At 38.2% G+C, this 25,282-nt stretch carries 24 protein-coding genes and 1 pseudogene; 10 read left to right on the forward strand and 15 right to left on the reverse strand.

Annotation, left to right across the window (positions count from 1 at the left end):
* Positions 1–2 precede the first annotated feature (2 nt).
* Entirely contained in the window at positions 3–185 is a 183-nt protein-coding gene (locus tag VIK44_RS13715) for a hypothetical protein (protein WP_331554457.1), read from the forward strand.
* Positions 186–504: 319 nt separating this feature from the next.
* On the forward strand, positions 505–867 hold the full coding sequence (locus VIK44_RS13720) for an ATP-binding cassette domain-containing protein (protein ID WP_331554458.1): 363 nt from the start codon (positions 505–507) through the stop codon (positions 865–867).
* 152 nt (positions 868–1,019) lie between these two features.
* Here VIK44_RS13720 and VIK44_RS13725 read toward each other — a convergent pair whose 3' ends face one another.
* Positions 1,020–2,006 (reverse strand): DUF4349 domain-containing protein, encoded by a 987-nt coding sequence (locus VIK44_RS13725; RefSeq protein WP_331554459.1) that lies wholly within the window; start codon positions 2,004–2,006, stop codon positions 1,020–1,022.
* 462 nt (positions 2,007–2,468) lie between these two features.
* Between VIK44_RS13725 and VIK44_RS13730 the strand changes: the two are divergent.
* A pseudogene (locus tag VIK44_RS13730) lies at positions 2,469–3,739 on the forward strand (IS110 family transposase).
* A 177-nt stretch (positions 3,740–3,916) separates the two neighbouring features.
* On the opposite strand, the gene VIK44_RS13735 reads toward VIK44_RS13730, so the two are convergent.
* A complete protein-coding gene (locus tag VIK44_RS13735) occupies positions 3,917–5,185 on the reverse strand; it encodes a hypothetical protein (RefSeq protein WP_331554460.1) in 1,269 nt (422 codons plus the stop codon).
* A 143-nt stretch (positions 5,186–5,328) separates the two neighbouring features.
* On the reverse strand, positions 5,329–7,971 hold the full coding sequence (locus VIK44_RS13740) for a cation-translocating P-type ATPase (RefSeq protein WP_331554461.1): 2,643 nt from the start codon (positions 7,969–7,971) through the stop codon (positions 5,329–5,331).
* A 515-nt stretch (positions 7,972–8,486) separates the two neighbouring features.
* On the opposite strand from VIK44_RS13740, the gene VIK44_RS13745 reads away from it, so the two are divergent.
* Positions 8,487–9,077 (forward strand): hypothetical protein, encoded by a 591-nt coding sequence (locus VIK44_RS13745; RefSeq protein WP_331554462.1) that lies wholly within the window; start codon positions 8,487–8,489, stop codon positions 9,075–9,077.
* Positions 9,078–9,244: 167 nt separating this feature from the next.
* Here VIK44_RS13745 and VIK44_RS13750 read toward each other — a convergent pair whose 3' ends face one another.
* The 9 genes from VIK44_RS13750 to VIK44_RS13790 form a co-directional block, all read right to left on the reverse strand.
* Entirely contained in the window at positions 9,245–9,634 is a 390-nt protein-coding gene (locus VIK44_RS13750) for a GerW family sporulation protein (protein ID WP_331554463.1), read from the reverse strand.
* Between the two features lie 28 nt (positions 9,635–9,662).
* Positions 9,663–10,301 carry a hypothetical protein gene (locus VIK44_RS13755; protein WP_331554464.1) on the reverse strand — a complete coding sequence of 213 codons (639 nt, stop codon included), beginning with the start codon at positions 10,299–10,301 and terminating at the stop codon, positions 9,663–9,665.
* 174 nt (positions 10,302–10,475) lie between these two features.
* Complete coding sequence (locus tag VIK44_RS13760; RefSeq protein ID WP_331554465.1) at positions 10,476–11,057, reverse strand: metal-dependent hydrolase; 582 nt, start codon at positions 11,055–11,057, stop codon at positions 10,476–10,478.
* Positions 11,054–12,541 carry an NAD(P)/FAD-dependent oxidoreductase gene (locus VIK44_RS13765; RefSeq protein ID WP_331554466.1) on the reverse strand — a complete coding sequence of 496 codons (1,488 nt, stop codon included), beginning with the start codon at positions 12,539–12,541 and terminating at the stop codon, positions 11,054–11,056. Before VIK44_RS13765 ends, VIK44_RS13760 begins: the two co-directional genes overlap by 4 nt.
* A gap of 234 nt (positions 12,542–12,775) precedes the next feature.
* Entirely contained in the window at positions 12,776–13,315 is a 540-nt protein-coding gene (locus tag VIK44_RS13770) for an HdeD family acid-resistance protein (RefSeq protein ID WP_331554467.1), read from the reverse strand.
* Between the two features lie 290 nt (positions 13,316–13,605).
* Positions 13,606–14,751 (reverse strand): ArsA family ATPase, encoded by a 1,146-nt coding sequence (locus tag VIK44_RS13775; protein ID WP_331554468.1) that lies wholly within the window; start codon positions 14,749–14,751, stop codon positions 13,606–13,608.
* 41 nt (positions 14,752–14,792) lie between these two features.
* The gene (locus tag VIK44_RS13780; RefSeq protein WP_331554469.1) at positions 14,793–15,116 is read right to left on the reverse strand and encodes a TfoX/Sxy family protein; all 324 of its coding nucleotides are present in this window, start codon (positions 15,114–15,116) and stop codon (positions 14,793–14,795) included.
* Position 15,117: 1 nt separating this feature from the next.
* Positions 15,118–15,555 carry a hypothetical protein gene (locus VIK44_RS13785; RefSeq protein WP_331554470.1) on the reverse strand — a complete coding sequence of 146 codons (438 nt, stop codon included), beginning with the start codon at positions 15,553–15,555 and terminating at the stop codon, positions 15,118–15,120.
* Between the two features lie 42 nt (positions 15,556–15,597).
* The gene (locus VIK44_RS13790; protein WP_331554471.1) at positions 15,598–15,909 is read right to left on the reverse strand and encodes a hypothetical protein; all 312 of its coding nucleotides are present in this window, start codon (positions 15,907–15,909) and stop codon (positions 15,598–15,600) included.
* Positions 15,910–16,237: 328 nt separating this feature from the next.
* Between VIK44_RS13790 and VIK44_RS13795 the strand changes: the two genes are divergently transcribed.
* Both VIK44_RS13795 and VIK44_RS13800 read left to right on the forward strand, forming a co-directional pair.
* Positions 16,238–17,038, forward strand: a complete 801-nt coding sequence (locus tag VIK44_RS13795) for a hypothetical protein (RefSeq protein WP_331554472.1) — start codon at positions 16,238–16,240, stop codon at positions 17,036–17,038.
* A 153-nt stretch (positions 17,039–17,191) separates the two neighbouring features.
* A complete protein-coding gene (locus tag VIK44_RS13800; RefSeq protein WP_331554473.1) occupies positions 17,192–17,419 on the forward strand; it encodes a hypothetical protein in 228 nt (75 codons plus the stop codon).
* A gap of 394 nt (positions 17,420–17,813) precedes the next feature.
* On the opposite strand, the gene VIK44_RS13805 is transcribed toward VIK44_RS13800, so the two are convergent.
* The gene (locus VIK44_RS13805) at positions 17,814–18,179 is read right to left on the reverse strand and encodes a DUF1428 domain-containing protein (protein ID WP_331554474.1); all 366 of its coding nucleotides are present in this window, start codon (positions 18,177–18,179) and stop codon (positions 17,814–17,816) included.
* 205 nt (positions 18,180–18,384) lie between these two features.
* On the opposite strand from VIK44_RS13805, the gene VIK44_RS13810 reads away from it, so the two are divergent.
* On the forward strand, positions 18,385–19,173 hold the full coding sequence (locus tag VIK44_RS13810) for a hypothetical protein (protein ID WP_331554475.1): 789 nt from the start codon (positions 18,385–18,387) through the stop codon (positions 19,171–19,173).
* A gap of 121 nt (positions 19,174–19,294) precedes the next feature.
* Entirely contained in the window at positions 19,295–19,627 is a 333-nt protein-coding gene (locus VIK44_RS13815) for a hypothetical protein (RefSeq protein WP_331554476.1), read from the forward strand.
* A 97-nt stretch (positions 19,628–19,724) separates the two neighbouring features.
* Here VIK44_RS13815 and VIK44_RS13820 read toward each other — a convergent pair whose 3' ends face one another.
* A complete protein-coding gene (locus tag VIK44_RS13820; RefSeq protein ID WP_331554477.1) occupies positions 19,725–20,636 on the reverse strand; it encodes a cation diffusion facilitator family transporter in 912 nt (303 codons plus the stop codon).
* Positions 20,637–21,038: 402 nt separating this feature from the next.
* Here VIK44_RS13820 and VIK44_RS13825 point away from each other — a divergent pair, with 402 nt between their 5' ends.
* Positions 21,039–21,929: a type II CAAX endopeptidase family protein gene (locus tag VIK44_RS13825; protein WP_331554478.1), complete on the forward strand. Its 891-nt coding sequence runs from the start codon at positions 21,039–21,041 to the stop codon at positions 21,927–21,929.
* Between the two features lie 30 nt (positions 21,930–21,959).
* Here the strand turns inward: VIK44_RS13825 and VIK44_RS13830 are convergent, their stop codons facing one another.
* On the reverse strand, positions 21,960–24,446 hold the full coding sequence (locus VIK44_RS13830) for a diguanylate cyclase domain-containing protein (protein WP_331554479.1): 2,487 nt from the start codon (positions 24,444–24,446) through the stop codon (positions 21,960–21,962).
* 273 nt (positions 24,447–24,719) lie between these two features.
* On the opposite strand from VIK44_RS13830, the gene VIK44_RS13835 reads away from it, so the two are divergent.
* Positions 24,720–25,205 carry a dCMP deaminase family protein gene (locus VIK44_RS13835; RefSeq protein WP_331554480.1) on the forward strand — a complete coding sequence of 162 codons (486 nt, stop codon included), beginning with the start codon at positions 24,720–24,722 and terminating at the stop codon, positions 25,203–25,205.
* The last annotated feature ends 77 nt before the right edge of the window (positions 25,206–25,282 follow it).

Genomic DNA, 25,282 nt, shown 5'->3' on the forward strand with positions numbered 1-25,282 from the left:
TTATGAAAACAGAATTAATATTTATAATTAAACGTCTTTGTGATCTTGAAGAGGAATTTATGATCCTTACCGAGGAAGAAAAAGAAGTGGTTGTTGCATCGGCAGAAAACATGAAAGGCAGTCTTTCTTTTTTATTAGAAGCCATGGAGGATTATTGTATTGATAGCTTTGATGACGAAGATTAATTTTTTCGAAAGGAGATTACTCAGTGAAAATAGCAGCTTTTATTTCGAGCATGGTTGCACTTGTCCTGGGCGCAGCGGCCTTAGCCCTGAGCATTATTGCCATTAACAAATCATCACTTTAAGGGATGCAAACAGAAGGAAAAAAGAGTTCATTCTCAAAAGGAGAGTGGCTCTTTTTTTAGTTCTTATTCTATTGCACTATTACTATAGGTAATTGCGAAATTAATAAATACAACCGTAAATTGTTTCATGTAAATTGACAGCGAGTATCACGGTACTTTAGCAATTGCTTACACTATCACTACTAAAGGAGACCACAATGATTGTAAAAGTCGAGAATCTGGATATACACTATGGTGACTTATTAGTCCTTAATCGTTTTAACCTGAGTATACAGGAGGGCGAAATCTTTAGTCTTCTGGGTCCTAACGGTTCCGGTAAAACCATGGCCTTTAATCTGACTGAGAAAGTTCTGGCCACACTCAGAAAAATTGAACGACTCCAAACCCTGGATTATCATGACCCAACTTTGACTCTTGGGTTTTCTTCCAGCGACCAGAATATTATTAACGTTCTGGAATTATTCAGTTCGGCAGCCATTCCTTTTGGACAACTGACCACCCAGATACCCACCCTTAATGATTTGTTTCTGGAAATTACTGGAAAGGCCCGTCGAGATTAGGCAACAGCTATGTTTTTACATTTCATTATCAAATCCCTTAGGGTAAATTGGAATGATGTAAATCTTCTGAATTAATCAAAAAGCTCAACAGCAGGGTGCTGTTGAGCTTTTATAAAACTGGTAATATTCACTTAGAATTCCGATGCATAAAATCAACTTTTTTTCTTTTTAATCTGACGATAAATCAAATATCCAAACCCAAGAACTGCTGCAAAAGGAATGAGTCTGACCATTAACACTATGAGCATGGCCAGTCCAGTTAAAATGACATTGATGGAAGCAATGAAACTCTGGGATATTTTTTGAATCAGCCCTGAAAAAGGTGACTCCACGGTGCTGGTGCCAATGGCCTTTTCAGACAATGAAACAACAATGGTGGAATAGTTTATTTCATTATCCCAGTTTTTTATCATGGTGGTGCGATTATCAATTTCGGTTCTCACTCGGTTGAGTTCGGTTTCAATTAATAACAGATCGCTGGTGGTTTCTGCCTGATTCAAATAATCCTGAAGCCGTGCCTCTTCAATTTTTAAATTGTCCAGCTGTCCCTGGACGTCCTGATACTGCTGTGAAATATTGGTGCTGTTAATACTGGAACTGATGGGGGTTCCGTAGGATTGAATTTCCTTCATAGCCTCTGTAAATTTTGCCGCTGGCACTCTAATGGTTAAATATCCTGAATTGGGAACACTGTTTTGATTGATTTCCGTAGTGGATGAACTTGCATCCTGGACAAATCCTTCTTGGGCCAGAGTATACGCTGCGATTTTTTCAAAAGTGCTTTGAAAATCATCCACATAGAGACTGATATTTCCTGAATAAATAATCTTTGTTACATCAAACTGGAAACCCGAATCCGCCACACCGGATGTGGATGAAGTTTCACCGGGCAGAGCCTGATCGGATTTTGAAACAGCCTCATTACTGGTACCTAATGAATCACTGACCCCCGCCGTTCCAGAGAAAAGACTGGTGATGATTGACATAAAAATGATGAACACCAAAATAATGCCAATAGCCAAAAGACCGACTTTCCAAATCCCCCATTGTTTTAGCCGGATTTTCCAGGGCTTTTTCCTGGTTTTCCTGGTGCCCACTTTTTCTGGTTCTGTTATTTGATGATTTTCTTTATTAACCAAAATATTTCACTCCCCTATTCAATGAAATTGTCTCATTCTTTTGTGGACAGTTGATTAATCTTCTATTAAATCAAATTTTACACTGTATTAATTCCAAACGCAATGGAAAATAAATGTTTCTTCAAATTCTATCACTTTGTAGTGTGCCGTTTCGTAGTTTGACATAGTAATCTCCATTCCGCCGCTATCGCTTGCGGCACAAATAGTTATGAAAAATGGTGCGCGATCTACACCATTCAGTTATAATTTTTATAGGAGTAACTATACTACATAGCACGGTAGGAGGAGTCGTAGATTACGTCTCGTTCAAAACAGTATAGTAATCAGTGTAAGTTCAAGCTCTCAAGCACAAATAAGTGGATCTACGAGAACCGCACACTAAGAATTGTTTTAACGCCTGTTAAATTGTGTGATGGATCAGTCAAGGGTTACTCCGGTTTTTACGAAGGGAGCTGTTTTACCGTGAAAGTTGTTTATCCTGTTTGTTGTGGCATCGATGTCCATAAAACATTCCTGGTTGCCACCCTTATTAAAACATCCAATACCATTGAACCGTCGTATTCTAAAAAGCGTTTTTCAACTTTCAATCATGCCATCCTGCAACTTAAGCAGTGGCTTTTGGAAAATGATTGTCATGATGTCTGTATGGAATCCACAGGTAAATACTGGGTGCCCATCTACAATCTGTTAGAAGATGTCATCACTGTTACCATTGCCAATCCCAAGTGGGTCAGGGCTGTAAAGGGTAACAAAGATGATGTCAAGGATTCCAAATGGATTGGCGATTTATTCCGCCTTGGGATTGTACCCGGTAGTTTTATTCCAGAAAAAAACATTCGCATTCTACGTGAGTACACCCGCTATCGAGCTAAACTTGTTTCTTGTAAGTCGAGTGAAAAAAATCGCTTTCAAAACGCTTTCACCGTTTGTAATGTAGCCCTTGATGCTGTCGTTTCAGACATGTTTGGCAAATCTGCCTCCTCCATCACGGACTATTTAATTACTTCTGACACATTCGATTCAGAAACATGCACTTCTTTTCTCAAACGATCACTTAAGAAAAAATCAGATGCCGTCATTGAATCGATCGTGGGTTTTCAAATGACTCGCGATCAAAAAGATCGGATGATTTTGATTAAAGCTCATCTTGATTTTGTCGAAAATTCCATTTCTGAACTGGATCAAAAACTTGACCAAATGATTGCGCCATATGAACATCTCATCGCTTTACTCGGTACCATTCCCGGAGTGAAGCGCAGCTCTGCGATTACCATCATCTCCGAGATTGGCACAGATATGACTCAATTTAGCTCTTCCAAGCGTTTATGTTCCTGGGCGGGACTAACGCCTGGAAACAATGAATCTGCTGGCAAGAAGAAATCTGTCCGAATTACACGTGCGGGTGTCTACCTGAATACCTGCATTGGTACAATGTGCCCATGCAGCCGTGAAATCCAAGGATTTACCTTACTACAGAATAAAATATGAACGCATCCTTAAACGGCGCGGTAAAAAAAAGAGCCATTGTTGCCATTGCCAGAATGATTCTTACTGCAATCTATCATATGTTGACTACAGGAGAATCGTTTAATCCTTGTGATTTGTATAAGATTGACATGCCTAAAGAAATGAAGGATCAGCAAAAATCTAAAGCGATCAAACAAGCTTTCAAACTTTTAATTTCCAGCGGTTATTTAACTTCTGATGTTCAGAATCTCTCTACTGGAAGTTGAGAAACTCACTTTCTAACTTATCTTTATTAAGTGTGCCCTTTTTTGAGGGGCTGCTTTATTTTTCACACTAAATCCTCTCTTACAGATTATATGATTTTGATCCCCCGCTTTAGGCAAAAAGAAAAGCAGCATGATCATTAGGATCATACTGCTGATATTGTTTCTTGTACTATAACTTTATGAGAAGATTTTTAGCACTAATTCATCGTCACTGGAAGAATCCGGATGATCAAAGATATTCAAATTTTCAAGGGCTTCATTTTTAGTAAACACATATCTGACCTTTTCGTCGAATTCCGCAGGAAAGGCCTCTGCCAGGCTCAGGTCATGTATAACGTGTTTTAATACACCTTTACCGTTGTTATGATAACAATTCCAGGTATCTTTGGTAATACTTAAAATATCCGCAGTATTGGTTGGTCCGGGACAAAGATAAGAACTCAGTGATTTTTTGCATTTTTCCAGAGAATCACAGCCAATGGTTAAGAAAACACACTCAGGTTCATCAGCTAACTGCTCAACAAAGGCTTCTTTGGTTCCGTCCAGAAGCTTAAGCAATTCGTCACCGATGCTGTTATTTGTTTCAAAACAGCCTAATGTTTTCTTTGCCCTTAAAATGTCGTAACATTCTTCCTTTAGCAGGTCAACATATTTTCCGTTTTCATCAAACAGGAATCGGGAATAATTGTAAAAATCCTCTGTAATACCGGAACCGAATTCATAGGAGATCACCGTTTTCTTTTTTTCATCGAATTTACATCCGAATCGTTTAGGATGAGTATCCCCTGCTGCATTTTTTCGGGTTTTTATATCCTTGCCCTGAATATAAAATCCTTTGTTTTTTTTGTTATTATATAAATTTTTTCGATAACCCGATTTATAGGCCTGCCATGAGTACATTAATTTAATCAAAACAATGCGATGCTTGTTATTCTGAGTATTCTTTGAAATGGCAACCATGTCCAATCGGCCTAATGGTGCATCTTCCGGGCTATAGTCCAAATCAGCGCAATACCAGTCGGAAGCTTTATCCGTGTTGTTATTACAGGCGATGATTCCCTGGTATTTCTTCGCCAGACTCCCTGTTTGTTCGTTAATGGAATGACTTTCATCGGTTAATTTCTCGATATTATCTTTTAATGTTTGATATGAATCGGAAAACGCTTTAATAAACGCATCGGAAAAAGCAAAGACCATATCATCCGCTTTCTCAATAAATTTAAGCCCGCATAAGCTTGTTTGATCAACATATTTTTTATGGATTTTAATGGTGCATTTATTATCAGCAAAATAAGTGAGTTCAAGCATGGCTTTACACCAGTAATAAACAGTAATGCTTTCATCATGAATTCCTAAAAATAATTCTTTGTTAATGATTAAATGTTCTTTGATAAAAGCTTCCAACTTGGGAACCTTTAATAAATTTTCGACATTTCCTTTTGACAAATAAATTTCCTCCAATAGTTTTTAATGAATGGTTTCACATAAGTCTCATATTATTCAGGTGGTTGATATTTTTTCAACTACCCCTTTTTTTAATCGTTTTTAAATAAAGTCACAACCGATTTTTAAATGTTTATGTTCTGAATCTAAACTCCCAGTTTTCTCTGAAAGAATTTTACTGCTTCAACAATTGGAATGACTGAGAATGCCAGAGCCATGGCCACAAAGTATTCAGTCATTGAAATTGATTCAAACCTGAAGGCTGCAGCAATTGCAGGGATGGAAATAACCGCTGTAGTTAATATTAAAGAAGCAAACATTGCCAAATACAAAAACTTGTTTTGTTTCTTCATAATGAAAATAGATTGTCTTCTGCTTCTCATATTTAAAGAATGAAACATTTCAGCCATTGACAGGGTTAAGAATGCCATGGTCATACCATCGGCACTATTTGTAATTTCCCAAACCCCTGCTTCCATATAATGTCCAAGAAAATATGCGCTGATGGTAACTACGGTAACCATTACTCCCTGCCAGAGAATATCAATGCCAAGGCCATTTGAAAAAATGCCTTCTTTTGATTCCCGGGGAGGATGTTTCATGGTGTCTGCTTCTTCTGGTTCCAGACCAAGGGCAATGGCCGGGAAAGAATCCGTAATCAGGTTTATCCATAATAAATGCACAGGCAGTAAAATGGTGAATCCTAATAAGGTTGCAATGAAAATGGATAACACCTCAGAAAGATTCGAGGATAAAAGAAACTGGATGGCCTTTCTTATGTTGCCGTAAACACGACGCCCTTCTTCTACCGCATGGACGATGGTTGCAAAGTTGTCATCTGCAAGAACCATGTCTGCCACATTCTTCGTAACATCTGTTCCTGTGATTCCCATGCCAACTCCAATGTCTGCTGTTTTAATGGATGGCGCATCATTGACCCCATCACCGGTCATGGCAACAATCATACCCTGGTTCTGCCATGCTTTAACAATACGAACCTTATGTTCCGGCTGTACCCGGGCATACACAGAATACTTCCCAATATCCTGACCCAACTGTTCATCGCTTATGTCATCCAACTGTGCACCGGTTATAGCTTCGGAGTCATCGGAAATAATCTCAAGCTGGGTTGCAATGGCTGCCGCAGTATCGGGGTGGTCTCCTGTAATCATGACGGTCCGAATACCTGCTGCCTTACACTTTCCAATAGCATCCTTCACTTCCGGACGAATCGGATCAATCATTCCGGTTAAGCCAATGAAGCAAAGATCCTGTTCCAGATATTCAGGTGTTTGCTCTTTTGGCATTAAATCCCAGGAACGAAAGGCTCCGGAAAGAACCCGAAGGGCCTGATTTGCTAAAGACTTATTGGCAACCTTAATTTCCTGGCGCTTTTCAAGTGTCATGGGTTGCTTGCTGTTTCCATCCCAGTAGGTTGTACAACACGCCACCAATACATCCGGTGCTCCCTTGGTGTACTGTTCAAAAGAGCCATCTTCCATTTTGTGAACCGTACTCATAAGCTTTCTGCCAGAATCAAATGGCGCCTCTCCTACCCGGGGAGTTTTTGCTTCCATGTCACCCTTGGCCAAACCAAGGTAAAATCCGTAGTTGACAAGCGCTGCCTCGGTGGGTTCCCCTTCAGCTTTGCTTTCATCATTTAAATAAGCATCATTGCAAAGTGCCAGTGCGCGTCCCAGTAACTGTTTATCAAAACCATAAAAATCCACAACCGTCATTTTATTCTGTGTTAAGGTTCCGGTTTTATCCGAGCAGATGACCTGTGTACATCCCAATGTTTCAACAGCAGTCAGTTTTCTTATGACTGCTTTTTTCCTGGACATATTGGTGACGCCAATAGACAATACAATGGTCACAACCGCTGCCAGACCTTCTGGAATCGCTGCTACCGCCAAAGAAACCGCAATCATAAAGGTTTCTAAAACACCGGTGCCGGTGATGCCTTCACCCATATAAAGACGGATTAAACTAATGGCAAAAATAAAGACACAAATACCCAGTACCAACCAGCTTAGCACCTTGCTTAACTGATTGAGTTTGATCTGAAGCGGGGTCTGATTATCTTTTGCCTGGGTAATGGCCTCGGCAATCTTACCCATTTCCGTATTCATTCCCGTGGCCACAACCGTTGCTGATCCACGGCCGTAGACAACCGCACTGCCCATGTAAACCATGTTGGTACGGTCACCCAGGGAAATATCCTTTTGCTCCCCTAAATTCAGAGCGTTAATTATCTTATCAACCGGAACACTTTCTCCGGTAAGCGCGGCTTCTTCAATCTTTAAGCTGGCACTTTCAAGGAGCCGTGCATCCGCCGGTATGGAGTCCCCTGCTTCGAGCATAATGACATCACCGACCACCAGGTCTTCACTTTTTATTTCATAAATTTTGCCATCCCGCATCACCTTTGATGTGGCCGCGGATATGGCCTGTAAGGCTTCAATGGCTTTTTCTGCCTTGCTCTCCTGAAACACCCCCAGCACCGAGTTGATAATAACCACTGCCATGATGATGATCACATCCGCAAAGGATTCGCCTGAGTAAGCCGCTGTGATCCCTGATATAATTGCTGCAACTATCAAAATAATAATCATGGGATCTTTCAGCTGATTAAATAATCGAACCGCCAGGGAATCCTTTTTTGCTTCCGTCAGTTTGTTTTTGCCATTTGCTTCCAGTCTTTTCCTGGCCTCTTCAACTGAAAGACCATTTCTGCTGGAGTTTAACTCCTTTAGGACTTCTTCGGTCGTCTGTAAATACTTTTTCATTCAATTCCTTTCTCAAATAAACCACAAAAAAAAAGCCAAATGCAACCGCACTTGGCAAAAAATAACCCAAGTACAGAATACTACTGTACATGAGTCTCACTCATTAAGATAAGCCAGGTGTCTATTTACACCATGTATGTTGACTTATCACGCTAATCGCGCAAATTACTCCCTCATATCCCTTTTATTTTACCGTGTAAGGGTAAATTTGTCAAACTAAATATTATCTTTTGAAATCAGGTGAAATCAGTATTTTTTAGAATTGCTTAAATAAAACATTGCTCTTTCAATAAAGTAAAAGCCGATTTAAATCATCCCAGGCATGTCAGCATTTCAGCAAAATCAAGTTGAGAATATTGAGAGAAAAAGAGTTGAAGAGAATCGAAATAAAAAAATCAACATTTTCTTTCGGGCTTTTCGCTAAAAATTTACTTAAACTTAATATAGAATTAATGACTAAACTTGAAATATTTTGTATAATAGACAGTACAGGATAGGTACAGGAGGAATAAGTGATGAATCAGTTAAATTTATGTATTGATATTGATGGAACGATGACAGAAGCTTATGACTGGATTCCCATGGCAAATGACTATTTTAATACAAGAATTACACCTGAGAAGGTTAAGATTTATGAAATCCATAAGATACTGGGAATTCACATTGAAGCATATAATGAATTTTATCGCTTGCATGGTGAGTTGATGCATGAAGAGGTAAGAATAAGAATAGGCGTGAAAGACGTTTTGGATAGGTTGTACGAAAATCACAGGATCCACATTGTCAGTGCCCGAGAAGATCGAATGAAAAATGTTACTGAAAAGTGGTTGCGTCAACATGAAATACCAAAGCACACTTTATCCTTATTGGGAACACACAATAAAGTTTCTAAGGCCCAGGAATTATGTTGTGATCTTTTCGTTGAGGATCGATACGAAAATGCAGTGCAACTCGCATCATATGGATTTAATGTGCTGCTCATCGATTGTAATTACAATCAAGGCCATTGTTGTTCAGGAATTACCCGGGTCATGAATTGGCTGGAAATAGACGACTATATAGAAGATTATGTTCAAATATGTAAATATTCACAAATTGCAACATAGACAGAGGATTCTCTGTCTATGTTTGATTACTCAGTGTTTATCCAGTACTTCCATGAGATCCCTTTGTGTTTGGTTGGGAAGCTTTACAAATAGTAGATGCTATAATCTTTGGGACGGTGCACAACTTCACTTTTAAGAAGTTGTGCACCGTCCCAGGAATTTTAATATTAAATTTTCTCGGTTTTCATTTCTTCCGGTTTATTTTGCATCTTTTCCATAAGATCAGGAACTTTGTTTAAAAGATTTTCCAGACCGAATTTATCTTTTACCGGAAGCAAGGTAACTTCATTGTTTTGAATGACAAGCACAGCCGTCGGTGTTATCTTTGCACCAGAGCTTAAGCCGGAACCAGCACCTGAACCGGACCCGTTTTTGGGATCATTGCCGGTGCCTTCGCCAGCTCCTGTAGCGCATCCAAAGGTAATCGACACGATTGGAACAATGGTAGTTTCTCCTATGACAATAGGTTGTCCGACAACCGTTTCAGTTTTTAAAAACTTTTCCAGCTTTCCAAACAAAGCTTCAAGATTCTCTCTTACGACATTTCCAACTTCCATGATTTTTTCCTCCATTTAAATTTTTATTTTATGTTTTAGTACTAATGCGTTTTTGGAATACAACTTTTCTGACTTCTTTTTTGAAAATATACTTTATAAGAATATAAACTAATACAATAAGTCTTATTCTTCCTGAAATATTTATTTCCACATCTGTCATTTCTGAATCAAATAAGGGCTCTAGTCCAATTTGTGCCTGGGGTACAAGATTGCTGAATAATTGTATAATGAAACTAACCAAGGCTGTATTGACAGGATCATTCAAGCCATAGGAACCGAATGCTGTAATTTCTTTTGGTTTGAGAACATTAAGAACCTCTTTTAAAAATTTCAGGATTTCTTTGAAAAAGGCAATGCCCGGCCTCCTGGAATTTGATTTCCCAGGCTTTTTCCTGGGCTTTTTTCGAGACCTTTTTTTAACGGGTTCATTCATTATTATTCTTTGAAATATTCTGACTTTCATAATAGGTTGCTTATCTTCCAGCAAAAGCTCTACCTGAAAAAAACCCCAATGAACAAGCAAATTAAAAACTGCTTTTTCTTTTAACAATGCTGAAATTGCATAATCAAAAGGAATGAGCAATATTAAAAGGAGTATCATAAATATTGCAAGTAATAAAATGAGAACAATTTTAACAAACATGCCTAATATGCCGATAATAATCATAAAATATCGACCCGCTTTCATCGTTTTGATAGGTATATAACTTTCAGTGAATACATTTCCGACAATGGAATTATTTCAAAATTTGCTCCAGTGACTGCGCTCATATTTAGCATATACCCCATTAAAATTGAATTAATCATCCGATCCTTTAAAAACTCATTGTAATGCTGTCGATTAATTAACAACCATTTTAACAATGCAAATAAGGGATGCACCCATTAAAAACATAGATTCTGCAAAGGGTGTCGTTACAATGGGCAACTTTATTTTTTTGCCAATCGGGTATAAAACCGCAATGCCGGCCTTTGTTAGCATATCTTCCAGTAAGTGCACACCATAGCCAATGCCTAAAGCAATGGTTACCGGTTGATTCGCCGTTATGAGAAACACGAGACCCATTACGATGCCCAAAGATAAAAGGCTGTGGGTAAGGGTCCTGTGTGATGTCAGTGAGGCCAGGGAAAGGTAGATTCCCAGTATTAAAGGATAGGCATTTTTGAAAACATAAAGTGACAATAAAATTCCCGCTATGTTTAAAATGCTGATTTTAAAGATATTTTGCATGAATGAACTTTTGCTCTCACTGCGAGTGATCATTTGCGTTATGTCCGTATTTGTTCGATCAATATCCGGAAGCAAGGCTCCCAAAGTTCCAACAACCATTAAAACGAAGGTATCAGTTGTTGGTGCTGTATTTGCCGTTAATAACGCTCCGGTAATGAGTCCACCGGTTATAGCATGTGTTCGTCCGTTCATCTGGATTTTTCTTTCTTTTGAATACGCTGGACCGCAAATTTTCCCATAATCGCAGCTATTGGCAATCCACCCGGATTCATCTGCCACTGACTTCCCAGTACCACATTATCAAGGCCCTTAATATCTCCGGAAAACATGGTTGTTTGACTGCCAGTGGTTGTAATAAAACTCATATAGGCACCATGATAGGCGTTACAGTACCTGTGATAGGTTATCGGGGTCCAGACATCTAAAATATCAATTTTACCCTGATACGCCGGAAAATTCGTTTCGATTCTTTTTAAAACCTCATCAGCTATTTCTGTTTTTTTGTCATCATATTTCTTTTTATCCTGAACTAAGGTATTCCAGTAATCATAATCCTCTTCATATTGAATAAACTGACACTGGATCAATGTATTGCCTTCCGGTGCTATATCAGGCCCATAGGATGTATAATTTTTTACACTCATCCGCTTTGCTGTCTGGGTTCCAACTCTAATAGGTTCACACTCAAATAATATGGTATCCTCTAATTCTTCAAATCTGCCATCAACCCCAAATGCAATGTGAAAACTACTGAAAACCGGATTATTTTTCCGGTCATCATAAACATCTTTCAGTTTCTTATCCATATAGGTTTCATCCAGTAAATGATGAAAGGTAAAATCCGTATCACAGGCACAGATAATATAATCCGCATTTACAAGTTTGCTATCTTCTAATTCAATGCCTTCGGCCTTATTGTCTTCTCCTATTTTAATTTTCGAAACACCGGTATTCAAAACAATTTTACCGCCAAGATCAATAAAGCGTTTCTCCATGCGCATTGCCATTTGCCTGGAACCGCCTTCCGGGATTCCGCCATTACCCGAGGTAAAAGTTGCGTAGGATACAATCAGAGAATAGGCAAGATATTCCTTTGCCATAAAGTCTTTTATCAGACATTTAAGCAGTGGATGTTTGAATCGTTCAGAAAGTTCCGCAACATTAATTCTTCCATATTCTTTAATGACTTTTCCCATATCGCCCATAGAAAAACCAAACTTTATGATCTCAAAAATATTCATCATATCCATGGCTTTTTCAGTGGGCATCCTCATGGATTCTGCCATTCGGGTATTGGCAATAAATTTTTTGATTTCTTTTTTATCCTCTGGTGATAAAGCAAGCATTTCTTTTTCAGTTTTTTTAAGGTCTTTCCAAAGTGTGAGCTTTTCCCCGTTCAGTTTCACAGAATAAAAAGAATCCGGCTGCAATACCTTTATCGTGTTTCCCAATACACCGACATTTTCCCATATTTTATAAAGATCCGACCCTTCTTTAGTCCCCGTAAGCCAATGTAAACAATTATCAATGTAATATCCCTTTCGGTACCATCCTGTACACTGACCACCGACAATGTGATTCTTTTCATAAATTTCAGCTTCAAATCCTGCCTGTAACGCATAAATCCCTGCACTTAAACCGGCGATTCCGCCGCCAATAATGATTATTTTTTTCATGTTACCTCACCTTTTCGAATTTTTTGCTTTATAAAATGGTTGTTCCTGCTTTTTCAGTGGTGATGGCTTGTTCCCAGTGCTATTTTGAAAGTAATTTTGACGAGGAGTTGTTTCGTTTGTCACCCTTTTCATCCCTCTTATCAAGAAAATGCCCCTATACGTAAAAAAATTTGCGATCCAAAAGGATTTTGAGTTCATAATGAATGTTTTGATCATTCAAGAAACAAACAATCGTCACACTGCTTGCTGTTTTTCTGAAGAGATTGACTCAAATAATAGTGCTAGTCCTTGAGAAATTAGAAATAACGCTGCCAATATGCCCGTTTCCAGCATATGAAATACCGGATTAAATAAATAAAAAACAAACATACACACATTTATAAATCCAGATAAAAGCAACCACTTGCGTCGTGACCGCTCCTTCATATTTAAATTTACTGAGCTTTTCAGTTCATTAAGCCCGGAATAAAATGTTGAACAGGCAAGCAAAATTGCCAATACATGAGCCCTCACCATAGTTTCTGAAAAAAGGAGATAAATACCTGATATACTCACTAAAATTCCGAAAATCAGGTACTGAATTTTTTTTCTGTTTTTTATATACAAAAAGACTTCAAACCCACCAAAAATAACAAGTCCAAGGGCGAAAATCCATACTGAAAATGAAAGCAACACCGAGGGAAGAATAAAAATACAAAAACCCAGTGCAATCATAATGATTGATACAATAATTCCTATTTTTTTGTTTGAAATTATAATGTGAATTTTTTTCATTGTCCATTTACTCCTTTAAAATTGAATCTTTATGAGTCAGTATACCAAATAAATGCGAACAAGTAAATTATAAGCAACTCTTTTAGACAAGGTTAAATTCGAAAGTAAATTCATTTACCCCTGATTTTGCACACACGAAACATGAAAAAGGCAGCAATGACATTTTTGTTTCCTATATGAATTGATTGATCTGATAAAATAAAGCCACAGAAATTCTTTGAGAATTTCTGTGGCTTTATAATTTTTATGTGACACCGCTGCTGCATATATGAGTTCTGTCTTAGGTCATCCTATGCAAACTTGATAGAAAGCTGTCCGTCTGTGTACTTTGCACTTTGAACCGTTTTGTTTTTCAGTACATCCGGCAGTGTAAAACACCGTTTTTCATTTTTGATTTGTATCATGAGTTCATTGCCCTTCTGGCCCATAACCATATCCGCCTTATTCGCAAAGGGAATATTTAAAATGAAACAATACCCATCACTTATTTTTTTCACCTCAAATATTTTATCCCTAAACAAAACGGCTGCAGGGTCAGTGTCTTTAAAAATTTGCAGTGCAGCATCTAAGAGTAATTTTTCAGATACAAGTTCTTTACTTTGCAGCATCAGAGTGAAAACAGGGATCTTTGAAAAACTTGCCTGAATCTCCTTCAGTCCTTCCTCTTGGAGATTAATCCACTTGCTGAAATACCCTTCTAACGCCTGTTTCGGATAGACCTTGTTGACAATGATGGCATCAATATTATAATTATACAAATGAAGGTAGGTGAAATTTCGTTTCGCCTCCTTTATAACAATACGTTCAGGGGTTGTGACAATCCGAATACTGAGAATTTCCTTATTCGTCATAATGGACTGAAGCTTATACAATTTTTCATTTAATAGTTCAATATCATCAAAGACATTTTCCTCAGGCATGGGGATTTTCATAATTCTTTCCACCATGGGACCTGCCACCTTGACTGCTTTTCTTTTCATGGGAAGCACGGTTTTTATTAAATTGCCAAACATTTCGGGAAACTTCAGAAGTGATAAGGTTTCCCCGGTAGGGGTGCAATCCACAATAATCCGGTCGTAATCACTGTTATTGTATAATTCCTGGATTCTCAAAAGGGAGAATAATTCATCCATTCCAGGGATCATGGTGAATTCTTTGATTTCTGTATTTTCGGGGTTGAGTGAGGAAATCATGTTTCCAAAGGCCTTCATCATGTTTTTAAAATCCTTTTCCATTACGTAATTGGGATCAATTTCCAGGGCGAAGAGATTATCGGCAACTTCCACCTCGACCTTACCAATGGGAATATTAAATAAGTCACCAAGATTATGAGCCATGTCCGTGCTAACGATCAGTGTTTTCTTACCTTCTTTTGATGATTTCAGGGCATGGGCTGCAGCTACACTTGTTTTTCCCACACCGCCTTTGCCTGTCAAGCCGTTTTACTAAAACAGTTCATTTTTTATATCGTTAAACCCTATTTCGACTTCTTCTTAGTCTTCTGCATTGGCAACTCCTCATAGGACTTCAAAATAAACTCCGTCAAAAAGTCCCGATTCTCCAGATCACTGATTACAAACATCGGCCTAGCACCTTTATATGGCGGCGCTTCCTCAGGATCAGTTAGAATTGCTTCCCCTCCAGTGGTTTTCTTGACAAAAAACTGATTATCGCAGATCAGGCCGATAATTTTGCCATTGCAGTAAACCGCATACTCTCCAAACATCTTGCGGCTGGTTATCTCCCCTGCTCCGCTTATCTGATCGCATACGTAGTCGACAAATTCCTGTGATGATGCCATATTATAAAACCTCCCGATTTAATAATTCGTTAAATAAACTTTTGAAAAGATAGAAACCCGAAAAAATGGGTGCGACATAAAGAAAGAGTTCTTTGTATTCTGATTGATAGACCATGAATGGTCCATAAAATGGAAATGATCCCATGATTGAAATTGCCAGCCATGCAAATGCGATTAGAAGCGGCCACACTGAAAAGTGGAATCCAGGCCGATTTTTGAAGCTCAGAAAACTGAGCAACACTCCTAAGAAAAACCATTGAAAAAATGTAATGCTGTAAAGCGTTATACTATATATTTTATATGAAGATAGAGTGGTTTCTGCCATTGTGAAAAGATCGTTTTTATGACTGTCAAACAGATTTTTCATGAGTATGAAATATAGAATATACACCAATATCGAACCTGCCTGAATCAGAAGCAGTTGTTTTTCGCTTTTCATATAAGACTTCTTTCTCTTCTTTAATAGTGAATAAAAGTTTTTTTAATTTAAATTTCTTGTTGTTCCATTGTAACCCTTGCCCCTTTTTACGTCAATGAATATAATCGTAATGTTATTTCCCTGGGTGAATGGCATGCCTGGCGGCGTATCGGAAAACATAATCACATTGTCTTTAATCGTGAGCATGGTATGGGCCACAAGATTTTTAACCTCATCTGTTATGGGATAATTCGGATCTGGTGGCATTTCTCCATAGGTCATGATCTGGGCTTTATCCGTTTTAAATACATCTGCATAAAAGGCAACGGCCTCCCGACAGTTTCCAGAAAAATTAATATAGGGTTGAATTTTCAAAATCTTTCTCCTTTTTATTTATTTTTATATACCACAAAGTATTTTTGCAGTAACTATAGTATTTATCCATTATTTTTTTTTTTAATCTTTTTATGACACATTTAAGAAAATATTTAAGATCTAAAATTTATATTTCAGGCTGTCCACAAACTGATTTGTTAAAAGAAAAAAAATGGGGTTTTGCGGAAATCACAAAATATTTTCACAATCATTAAAGCCAATCATGGTATAATAGCACCAGTATTGCGGTCTTTATGAGACCCAGCAGGGAAAATTGATTGCTTCAAATGAAGCAAGCTTTTTATGAGAGGAATGGAATGACAGCCATATGTTTATAATTGAATTATTAATCAGAACCTGTTTAGAAACCCTGTATTTAACCGGAGTTATTATTTTGGCTGGACTCCTTCTTGGGTTGCTCCAGAATAGCGCTACACGAAATTTCCAAAGAAGTTTAGGAAATAATGCGGTGATGGTCACCGGATTTATCGGGACCCCTATCCATGAATTGAGTCATGCTTTTTGTGCCATAATATTCCGACATAAAATCACCGGCATTAAATTATTTCAACGACCTGATGAAAATGGTGTTATGGGTTATGTGGAACACTCTTACAATAAAAACAGCATTTATCAGCAGATTGGGAATTTTTTCATTGGCGTGGCCCCTATTTTTGGCGGGATCTTAGCGATTATTGGACTCATGCGCCTGCTGGTTCCACAAGCTTTTGAAATGTTTTTCAAAATATTGGTGGACAGTGTCAATTTTGAAACCTTTAATCAAGTCACACTTGGGGGAATTGCCAATGCCTATTTAGGATTATTAAGACTTATTTTTTCATTGGAAAACTTTAAAAATGGTTATTTTTATATTTTCTTATTTGTAGCCATTTGTATATCTTCTCATATGTCATTAAGTCCTGCTGATATCAAAGGAGCCTTTAAAGGACTGGTAACCATCTTTCTGTTTTTGCTAATATTCAATGCTCTGGGTTTATCACAGTATATTGTGGCTATGGATATCATCAAATATAATGTTTTAATCACAGGATTTTTGATGATCACGGTTATATTTTCGGTGATAACCTATTTAATCAGTTTAATCAGTCTGATTTTTGCCAGAAGATGATAGTTGCAGAGTTTGGGGTTTTCAATGAAGATCGTGATTTCCAGTCACACAGCAGAATCGCTATTTTATTTGAGTGAATATTATTATTGACTGCAAAATAGGGTATAATAAAACTAGAAACTAAAAAATTCAATTAAATGGAGGAAAACAACAATGGGTAAACTTGAAGGTGCCGAAATGGTAGGATTAAGGTATAAAGAGACTGAAAAGCTACTGGCTGTGTATCCCAATAAACCTGAAGGAACAGATGAAGAAATTGAAAAAGCAGTGAAGTTCTGGTATTATCAACAGGGCTGTGAGGCAGAAGAGAAAATGAAAGATGCTTATGTGGATACATTAACCAAATATGAAGTAAAGCTAATGAACAAACTTTATAAATAAAGCGTAATGAAGAAATGTCGAACTTGATTTTGTTGAAATTGAAAGGGTCCAGGTAAAGATTATATTCCGGACCCCTAAGCTTTCCTGTCAACAGAAAATATTATCATTTCCATTTGGTATTCTTTATACATTGTTCATTTGATACTGGAATCATTCGCAATTGATCGCACACTGATCGGATCTGATGATGGTTTTGGATGTTTAAAAGGTCCCCCGCTTTTTCCGGGTTGGTTAACATTTCGCTCACTCCGTTTGCAAGGTTTTTAGCTGTTTTTGCACATTTACTATGCACTTATTATACCGCAAAATGCCTTGAAAGTCAGTAATAATGCAGGCTTGAGGATTATTCAGTACGCATTACCATAGAATCCAAAGCGTTTCAAATTTTGAAGTGTCAGAGATACATAAGTGTTTTGAATCCGCCATAGATCATGCGACTGTCATCGAAAGGCATTAACTCACCAGGATCCATTATTTCATTCATTCTCGGATCCGCCATGACGGCAGCATTCACCTTGTCACGATGTTCTTTGGACTCAAACACAATCCAGGAAAAAATGACGGTCTCACCTTCGAGAGCTCCTGCAGATTGATTGAAGGAAACCATTTTTTCAAGGTCTAAGTCATCACCGACGCATTCAACAACCCTGAGAGCACCATGCCAAATCCAAATTTTTCCAGCTTTTTCAGCCATTTTCCGGTACTTCTCAACATTTTCTAATTTAATTGGGATCACATAACCGTCTACATACTTTTTCATGAATTTACCTCCTGTTTTTCTTAATAATACCCTCGTTAAATCACTATAAACATTTCGCAGGGATGAATAAATTTCAGGAATAGCCGGCACTGGTATTACCCGCTGGCAGACGTTTATTTTTCTATCCATTTACACGCTATCGCTTAAAGGATATAATTATTTCAATAACGTCTAAAATTTAACTGCCTAAGAGGAGAAATTACCCATGTCTATCATTAAAAATACGATCCAAACATATGATCAAATTTACCAGGTTGAAAAGGATTACCCATTTGAAGTTATTGTCACTGATAATATTTATTCAGAGAGACTGAAATTGTGTAAGACAAAAAGTGAACAAGCGAGTGTGGAGACATCGGAACAGGAACTAAAAAACAGCCATAAACTGTTAGTCCTGCCGGATGACCAGGACAGTCATTTCTATTTATTGATGCATGAAGATCTTTTTTATGGAACTGATATTTATTGTCAGACCATCGCCTATGAATACACCCGGGTCATCGATTATTTTGAGTGTAAAGAAAAATACGCAATTGAAAATCTGAGGGTCGATTCATTTCCTGACTCGGATTGTTTTAATTTTCTTTCTGAAGTCAGAGCAGGTTTTAGAGGATTCAGTCTATTTTACAACTTGACCAGTATGGAAAAGAAGGCGGTGTTATTTTCCTATCTATGCGGGATGGTGCCTGATTACGAAAAAGAATTGGAGCATGACCTCCCTGATCACATGGATGCTCTGGCAGAATTTTATGGCCAATTTCTTGCCATTAGCTTCTATGCGAATTTTGAACTGAGCCTACCCGACTACATTAATCGACATCCTATTCATGAGTTACTATCCCTGGTTCATGACAATATTGATAATGTCAGCATTTTTGAAAATTATGACTTGATCACTGAAGCTTACAGCAATTTTATTTTAAATAAATCAAAGGTCGCCCATGTCCATACTCATAAGTGCAACCACTCCCACGGCGGGCCTCATAACCATTGAATCGGGTCGAATGTTGGACGGGTTCGCTATTATTTTATTAATCTCCTTGATTCATGTCAATTTATTTGCAATAATTGAATCATCAGCTATATAATATCGAAATTTTTAGGAGGTTTTTATTATGTCTAATGAAGAAAAAAGTTTGGAACAATCTCAAAAATCACCCGCTAAACAATCGGGTCAATTGGTTCATGACGATGTTGATCTGATTAAAAACTATTTAACCACTGCATTTATAAAAAAGCACACCTGTTTTTCTGATCTTGAAACATTTTTAAATTCCGGAGGTTTTACCGCCAAAACAAAGCCTGAGTTCCACTCCATTCCGGTGGATGCTCTTGATGCACTGGTTTTGAAAAACAGCAGATATTCAACCTGGTCCGAAATGGTTTCTGCAGCAGGGGATTATTATTTTGAGAATCAGATGAAAGAGATTAAATTCAAAAATATTTAATCTTGATATTTTTCCATTGCAGCACGATTAGAATCGAAAAGAGACAACGACTATATCGTCGTTGTCTCTTTTCGATTCTCTGATGTCTTTCAGAACATCACTCGATATCCAATTCGTCATTTTCTTCCTGATTAACAAACGGGTCGATATGTACGCTTACCCGGGTGTTTTTCAATTCATCACACATTGCTTTTTTCAAACATCCGACAATATCATGGGCTTCCATCACTGTAAGGCTGGGATCCACGGTGATATGAAAATCGATGTGTCTGATATTTCCCGACTTTCTTGTTTTCAGTTTATGATAATCAATGAGTTGATTGGCACAATCATTTCTGACTTTTTCAATCACTGTTTTTATTTCCTGTTCTTCTTGATCGGACAGTCTGCTATCCATCAGAAATTCAAGCGCATTACGACATAATACCCAGGCTTCCTTGATAATCAGCAATGCCACTAATATTGCGACAATTGAATCCAGCACCAAAATCCCTGTGAGTTTAATGAGGATGATACCTGCAGCCACACCTAATGATGTATAAATATCTGTTTTCAGGTGCAGAGCATCCGCTTCAAGGGCCATGGAATCTTCTTCTTTCCCGACTTTGTATAAAATTTTCGAAACAAAGAAGTTAACCACTGCTGCAGTCAGCATCACTGCAATGGCAATCCCCGCGGCTTCAATTTCCACAGGTTCGGATATTTTCTTCACCGCTTCAAAAATAATCAACCCGGCGGCTATGAAGATTAATACGCCTTCCACAATGCCTGATATGTTCTCGATTTTCCCATGACCATAGGGATGTTCCCGGTCTGCGGGTTTTGAAGATGTCCTCACGGAAAAAAAGGCAACGCATGATGCCATAAGGTCCATTGAAGAATGGATGGCTTCTGAAATAATACTGACGGAACCGCTTAAAATACCGGCCACTACTTTTAAAATAATCAGCATTGTATTTGAGCCAATTGACAATAATGCAACGCTACTTTTTCGATCGAATTTTTTCACTAATATTTTCCTCCTTTAATTACAAGAAACGGGTCAGGGACGTTTGCTTTACTTCCCGGGGTAGCAGGCAACTCCAGGAAAGCTTTGAGTTTACTGGTTGTGAACCCAAAAAAATCCTGTGGAACTTTCAATTGTTATTGAAGTCCCACAGGATATCACCCTGCTGCCAATGAAGGCCCAGCAAATAGTCAATTCTAAATGCCTGTTCGTTTTACGTAATTTTCAAATTTTAACATATAATTTTTCTATTGTCAATTAAATTTTAGCCTTACTGTTCTTAATGATAACTCTCTTGCCATTTGATGACAATCTTCGTATAATGATATCAGATAAGAAATTGGGAAGGCTTTCCAGTTTACAAAAATATTGTTAAAAATTTGAGAAAAATTGTGGAGGCAATCAATGAAACGTTTATTTATTTTCCTGGGACTTACATTTGTCCTGACCTGGATTGTGGAGTTTACTTTAATGGCAAATGGTGGGTTGTCCGGTCCCTACGCCTACATTGTTTTAGCAGGGATTATGTTCATTCCCGCACTTTCCGTGGTCATCACCCGTCTCATCACCAAAGAGGGATTTAAAAACTTTGGTTTAAAACCCCGTTTTAAGGGACATATCCGCTATTATGTCACTGCCTGGTTTGCTCCTTCCCTTTTAATTGTGTGTGGTGCTTTATTTTATTTTCTGATTTCCCCGTCCCATTTTGATCTGACTATGAGCAACATGTTTCAACTTTACAGAGCACAGGGTGCAGACGCCACGCAGTCAACCTTAATGGCCAGTTTTCTTGCCCAGGTAGTCGTGGGCTTGCTTTTTGGTCCACTGCTAAACATTATTACCACCCTGGGGGAGGAAATCGGATGGCGGGGTTATTTGCTGCCCAAGCTAATGGAAATGGTCAGTGGGCGCAAAGCCGTTGCGATTTCCGGTGCTATCTGGGGTTTATGGCACGCACCGGTTATTGCCATGGGTTATAATTATGGATTTGACTATGCATTTTTCCCCTGGGGCGGTATTTTAGCCATGATTGTTTTTGGTTTCTTTGCAGGGTCGTTTTTATCCTATCTTGCAATCAGAACCAAAAGTGTGCTGCCGGCTGCCATAGCCCACGGCTCTCTGAATGGTTTTGCAGCCATTTCCGTCTGGGTTACCATTGGTCAAACCAGCCCCTTTATCGGGCCTTTGCCGGTGGGCATCATTGGCGGCTTTGGATTAATCGTGTTAGGCACGGTTTGTTTTTATCTCATCGGTCAGCCAACCGCAGCGGCAGCATCTGATGCAAACCCGAGTTGAGAAACTTGTCTAAATATGTTGAAGCCCTTATCAGCCTGGGATTAATCCAGATTGAACCAGACAATTATCACGCTTCATTAAAATTTTATCAATGAATATTTTGGCGATATTTGCATCAAATAGGGTGCCGGAACATTTTTTAATTTCCGTCATGGCTTCTTCCGGGGTGAGGGCTTTCCGAAAAGGTTTTTCGACAGTCATGGAACTGTATGCATCCGCTATGGCCACAATTCTGCCCTGCAGGGAGATCTCTTCTCCTTTCAGTCCTTTAGGATAGCCACTTCCATCCCAGCATTCATGATGCTCAAGGACATATTTGGCAACTTCCGCTAATTCGTTCACTGAACGGAGGATATGATAGCCTGTTTCAGGATGTCGTTTGATTTCAGACCATTCATCAACCGTTAGCTCTTCCGGTTTATTCAGTATTTTATCTTCAATGGCTATTTCACCGATATCATGCCTTAAACCAACCATTTTAATCTGGTTGATGGCTTCTGACTCAAAGCCCATTTCTGTGGCAATCCCTTCACAAAAATGACTGACTTCCTTGGAATGAAGCATTTTTTCGCTGGATTTTTCGTTTTGCGATTCAACAATTAAATCAATGGTCTCTTTTTTCGCCAATGGACTCATAACAAGTTTGTGTCTGTACATGGCATCTTCCGCTTTCTTAAAGACATCATTCATATCTTCATAAAGATTATGTTTGACGGAAAAACCCATGGAAACCGACAAAATGGTATGATCAATTTTTACATTTGAAATGGTGGTTTGGAGACGTTTAATTAAACTTTTAGCATCCTCTGCATTTGTTTTTGGCAACAGAATCACAAATTCATCCCCTCCTGTTCTGAAGATGATTTCATCACTTCGACATTCGGCTTTTAGGATCTCAGCAAATTTTTTTAACAGGGTGTCTCCCCTCAGATGACCATAGGCATCATTGATTAATTTAAGTCCGTTATTATCCGCCATCACTAAGGCGATTGGTAAATTTCGCTGCGTATTCAATCGCCGCAATTCTTCCTCATAATACCGACGGTTATAAAGACCGGTCAGCTGATCATGATAACTTAAGTAAAGGACTTCCGCTTCGGCATGTTTTCTTTTTTCGATGTTGCGGCTCACACTTACGATTTCCATCTCTCCATTTGAATTATACCGGCATTGTGTTGACACTTCAACCCAAACGACATCACCATTTTTGCATATTTGCTGAATTTCATAAAGGTAATTAGTTGAATCCTCCGGATTGGAAACCAGGGTTTCCACATTTTTCCTGATGGCGGTTCTCATCACGCGTAAGGATTCCGGGGTCATGGAATCTTCCATATTTTCCGTCAGGGCCTCTTTGGGAGATAATCCTCTTAACTGCAGTATGGATGGGCTTATATAGGTGAGTCTGTTTTTACTGATATTAAAGACCCCGATGACATCAGAAGCGAACTCAGTGAGAAAACGATATTTTTCTTCGCTTCTTTTCAATGCGGTTTCAGCATTTTTCTGATCGGTGATATCATAACTAATACTCATAATATGCGGCACGTCATTGAGAGTGATCATCGCTGCGGAAACAGTACAAACATGAATGCTGTTATCTTTATACCTAAAATTCATCTCTTGGTCTTTAAAGGATTTGTTTTCAGTGATCAACTTTATCATCTTTTGCCGTTCGTTTATATCCGCATAAATATTAAGATCCATTAACTTTTTATTGGCCAGCTCTTCCCTGCTGAAACCGGTGCGCTGCAAAAAACGAAGATTGAAATTTACGACAGTCCCGTCAGCAAGGGTGGTAATCAGGCTTGCACCCGGGCTGAGGTCGAAAATCTGCTTGAAGCGTTCTGCGGAAGCATTTATTTCTGAATTGATACGTGTATTGATCATCGATATAAACGTAAAGGTAATAATAAAATTAAAGATGAATACCGCGGTAAACGAAAGCATTTGTAAAAAGTTGGTGTACACGACATTATTTGAAGGAGTGACAATTAATGCAGAAAAAGCCCGTAGAAGTGTAAGTGTTCCAATAAATAAAAACATTCCAACAAGATGTCTGGTCCAGGAAATCAGGGGAATAATTTTATTTTTTAGAAGATCAGATGCAATTAATAGATATATTAACCCCATGGAAAGATGGATGATGAAAATTCGATGGCTAACAGAATGACTTATAAATGAAAAATAAGTCATTAACAATAAGTACAGTGCTAAAACAGATAGGGACAGCCATTTTTTTTCCTTTAGATTGAAAAATCGAATCAATCCCATATACTGAAGAATGATGGCTAAAAGCAGCAGGGAATTTCCTAATATCGTAACAACCTGAGTTAAAGAGGTTAAATGCCGGAGTATGATAAATAGAAATCCAAGGCCGAATAAGCAGCAACTGATTCCAAATAATCGGATACCCTGATAATTTCTATTCAATGACGATTGGAAAAAGATGATAATTGCTTGAAAAATACTGGAACTAATTAAAATAATCGCAATTGTACTGCTATCAATTTCCATAAACAACCTCCCACATGAATAATAAACGTCTTACCTCAAACAACACACTATTTTCAACAAGTATATTCTATTTATATAGCCATATTTACGGAAAATAAACATATTTTTGAAAAAAGTCAAATAACCTCAAACAAAGAGCTACGATATTTCAAAAATTATTAAAACTGACATCAACGCAATCTATAGTAATTATTTGGATTAATCTCATAAATGGTAGTTTCTACCATTTATGATGAAATTATGTTAGAATAGAGTAAAAAACAGGAGAATATTATGAAACGTCAGGATTATATAACCTGGGAAGAATATTTTATGGGGATCGCCCTGTTGTCTGCAAAACGGAGTAAAGACCCGAATACACAGGTTGGAGCCTGCATTGTCAACGATAGAAACATCATATTATCCACCGGCTACAACGGCATGCCAAAAGGATGCAGCGATGATGACCTGCCCTGGGATCGTGATGGCAATTTTCAGAATACCAAATACGCCTATGTCTGTCATGCGGAATTGAATGCAATTTTAAATTCAGATGGCCGCTCCCTGGCCGATTCCATTCTTTATGTGACTTGTTTCCCCTGTAATGAATGTGCCAAGGCCATTATTCAGGCTGGGATTAAAAAAGTGGTTTATCTGGAAGATAAATACCCGGACTCGGATGCCACTTGCGTTTCCAGAAAACTCTTTCATATGGTAGGAATGACACTGGAACAATTCAAAAGCACACTGTTCGAGAATGGTTTAACGCTTTATAACTGAGAATACATTTAACGAGACAATAAACCGGGCATGAAAAAAGAGATACCTGGAATTAAAGTGGACCCCATAAGATAGAC

Source organism: Acetobacterium sp., from assembly GCF_036508315.1.
Taxonomy (GTDB): Bacteria; Bacillota; Clostridia; order Eubacteriales; family Eubacteriaceae; genus Acetobacterium.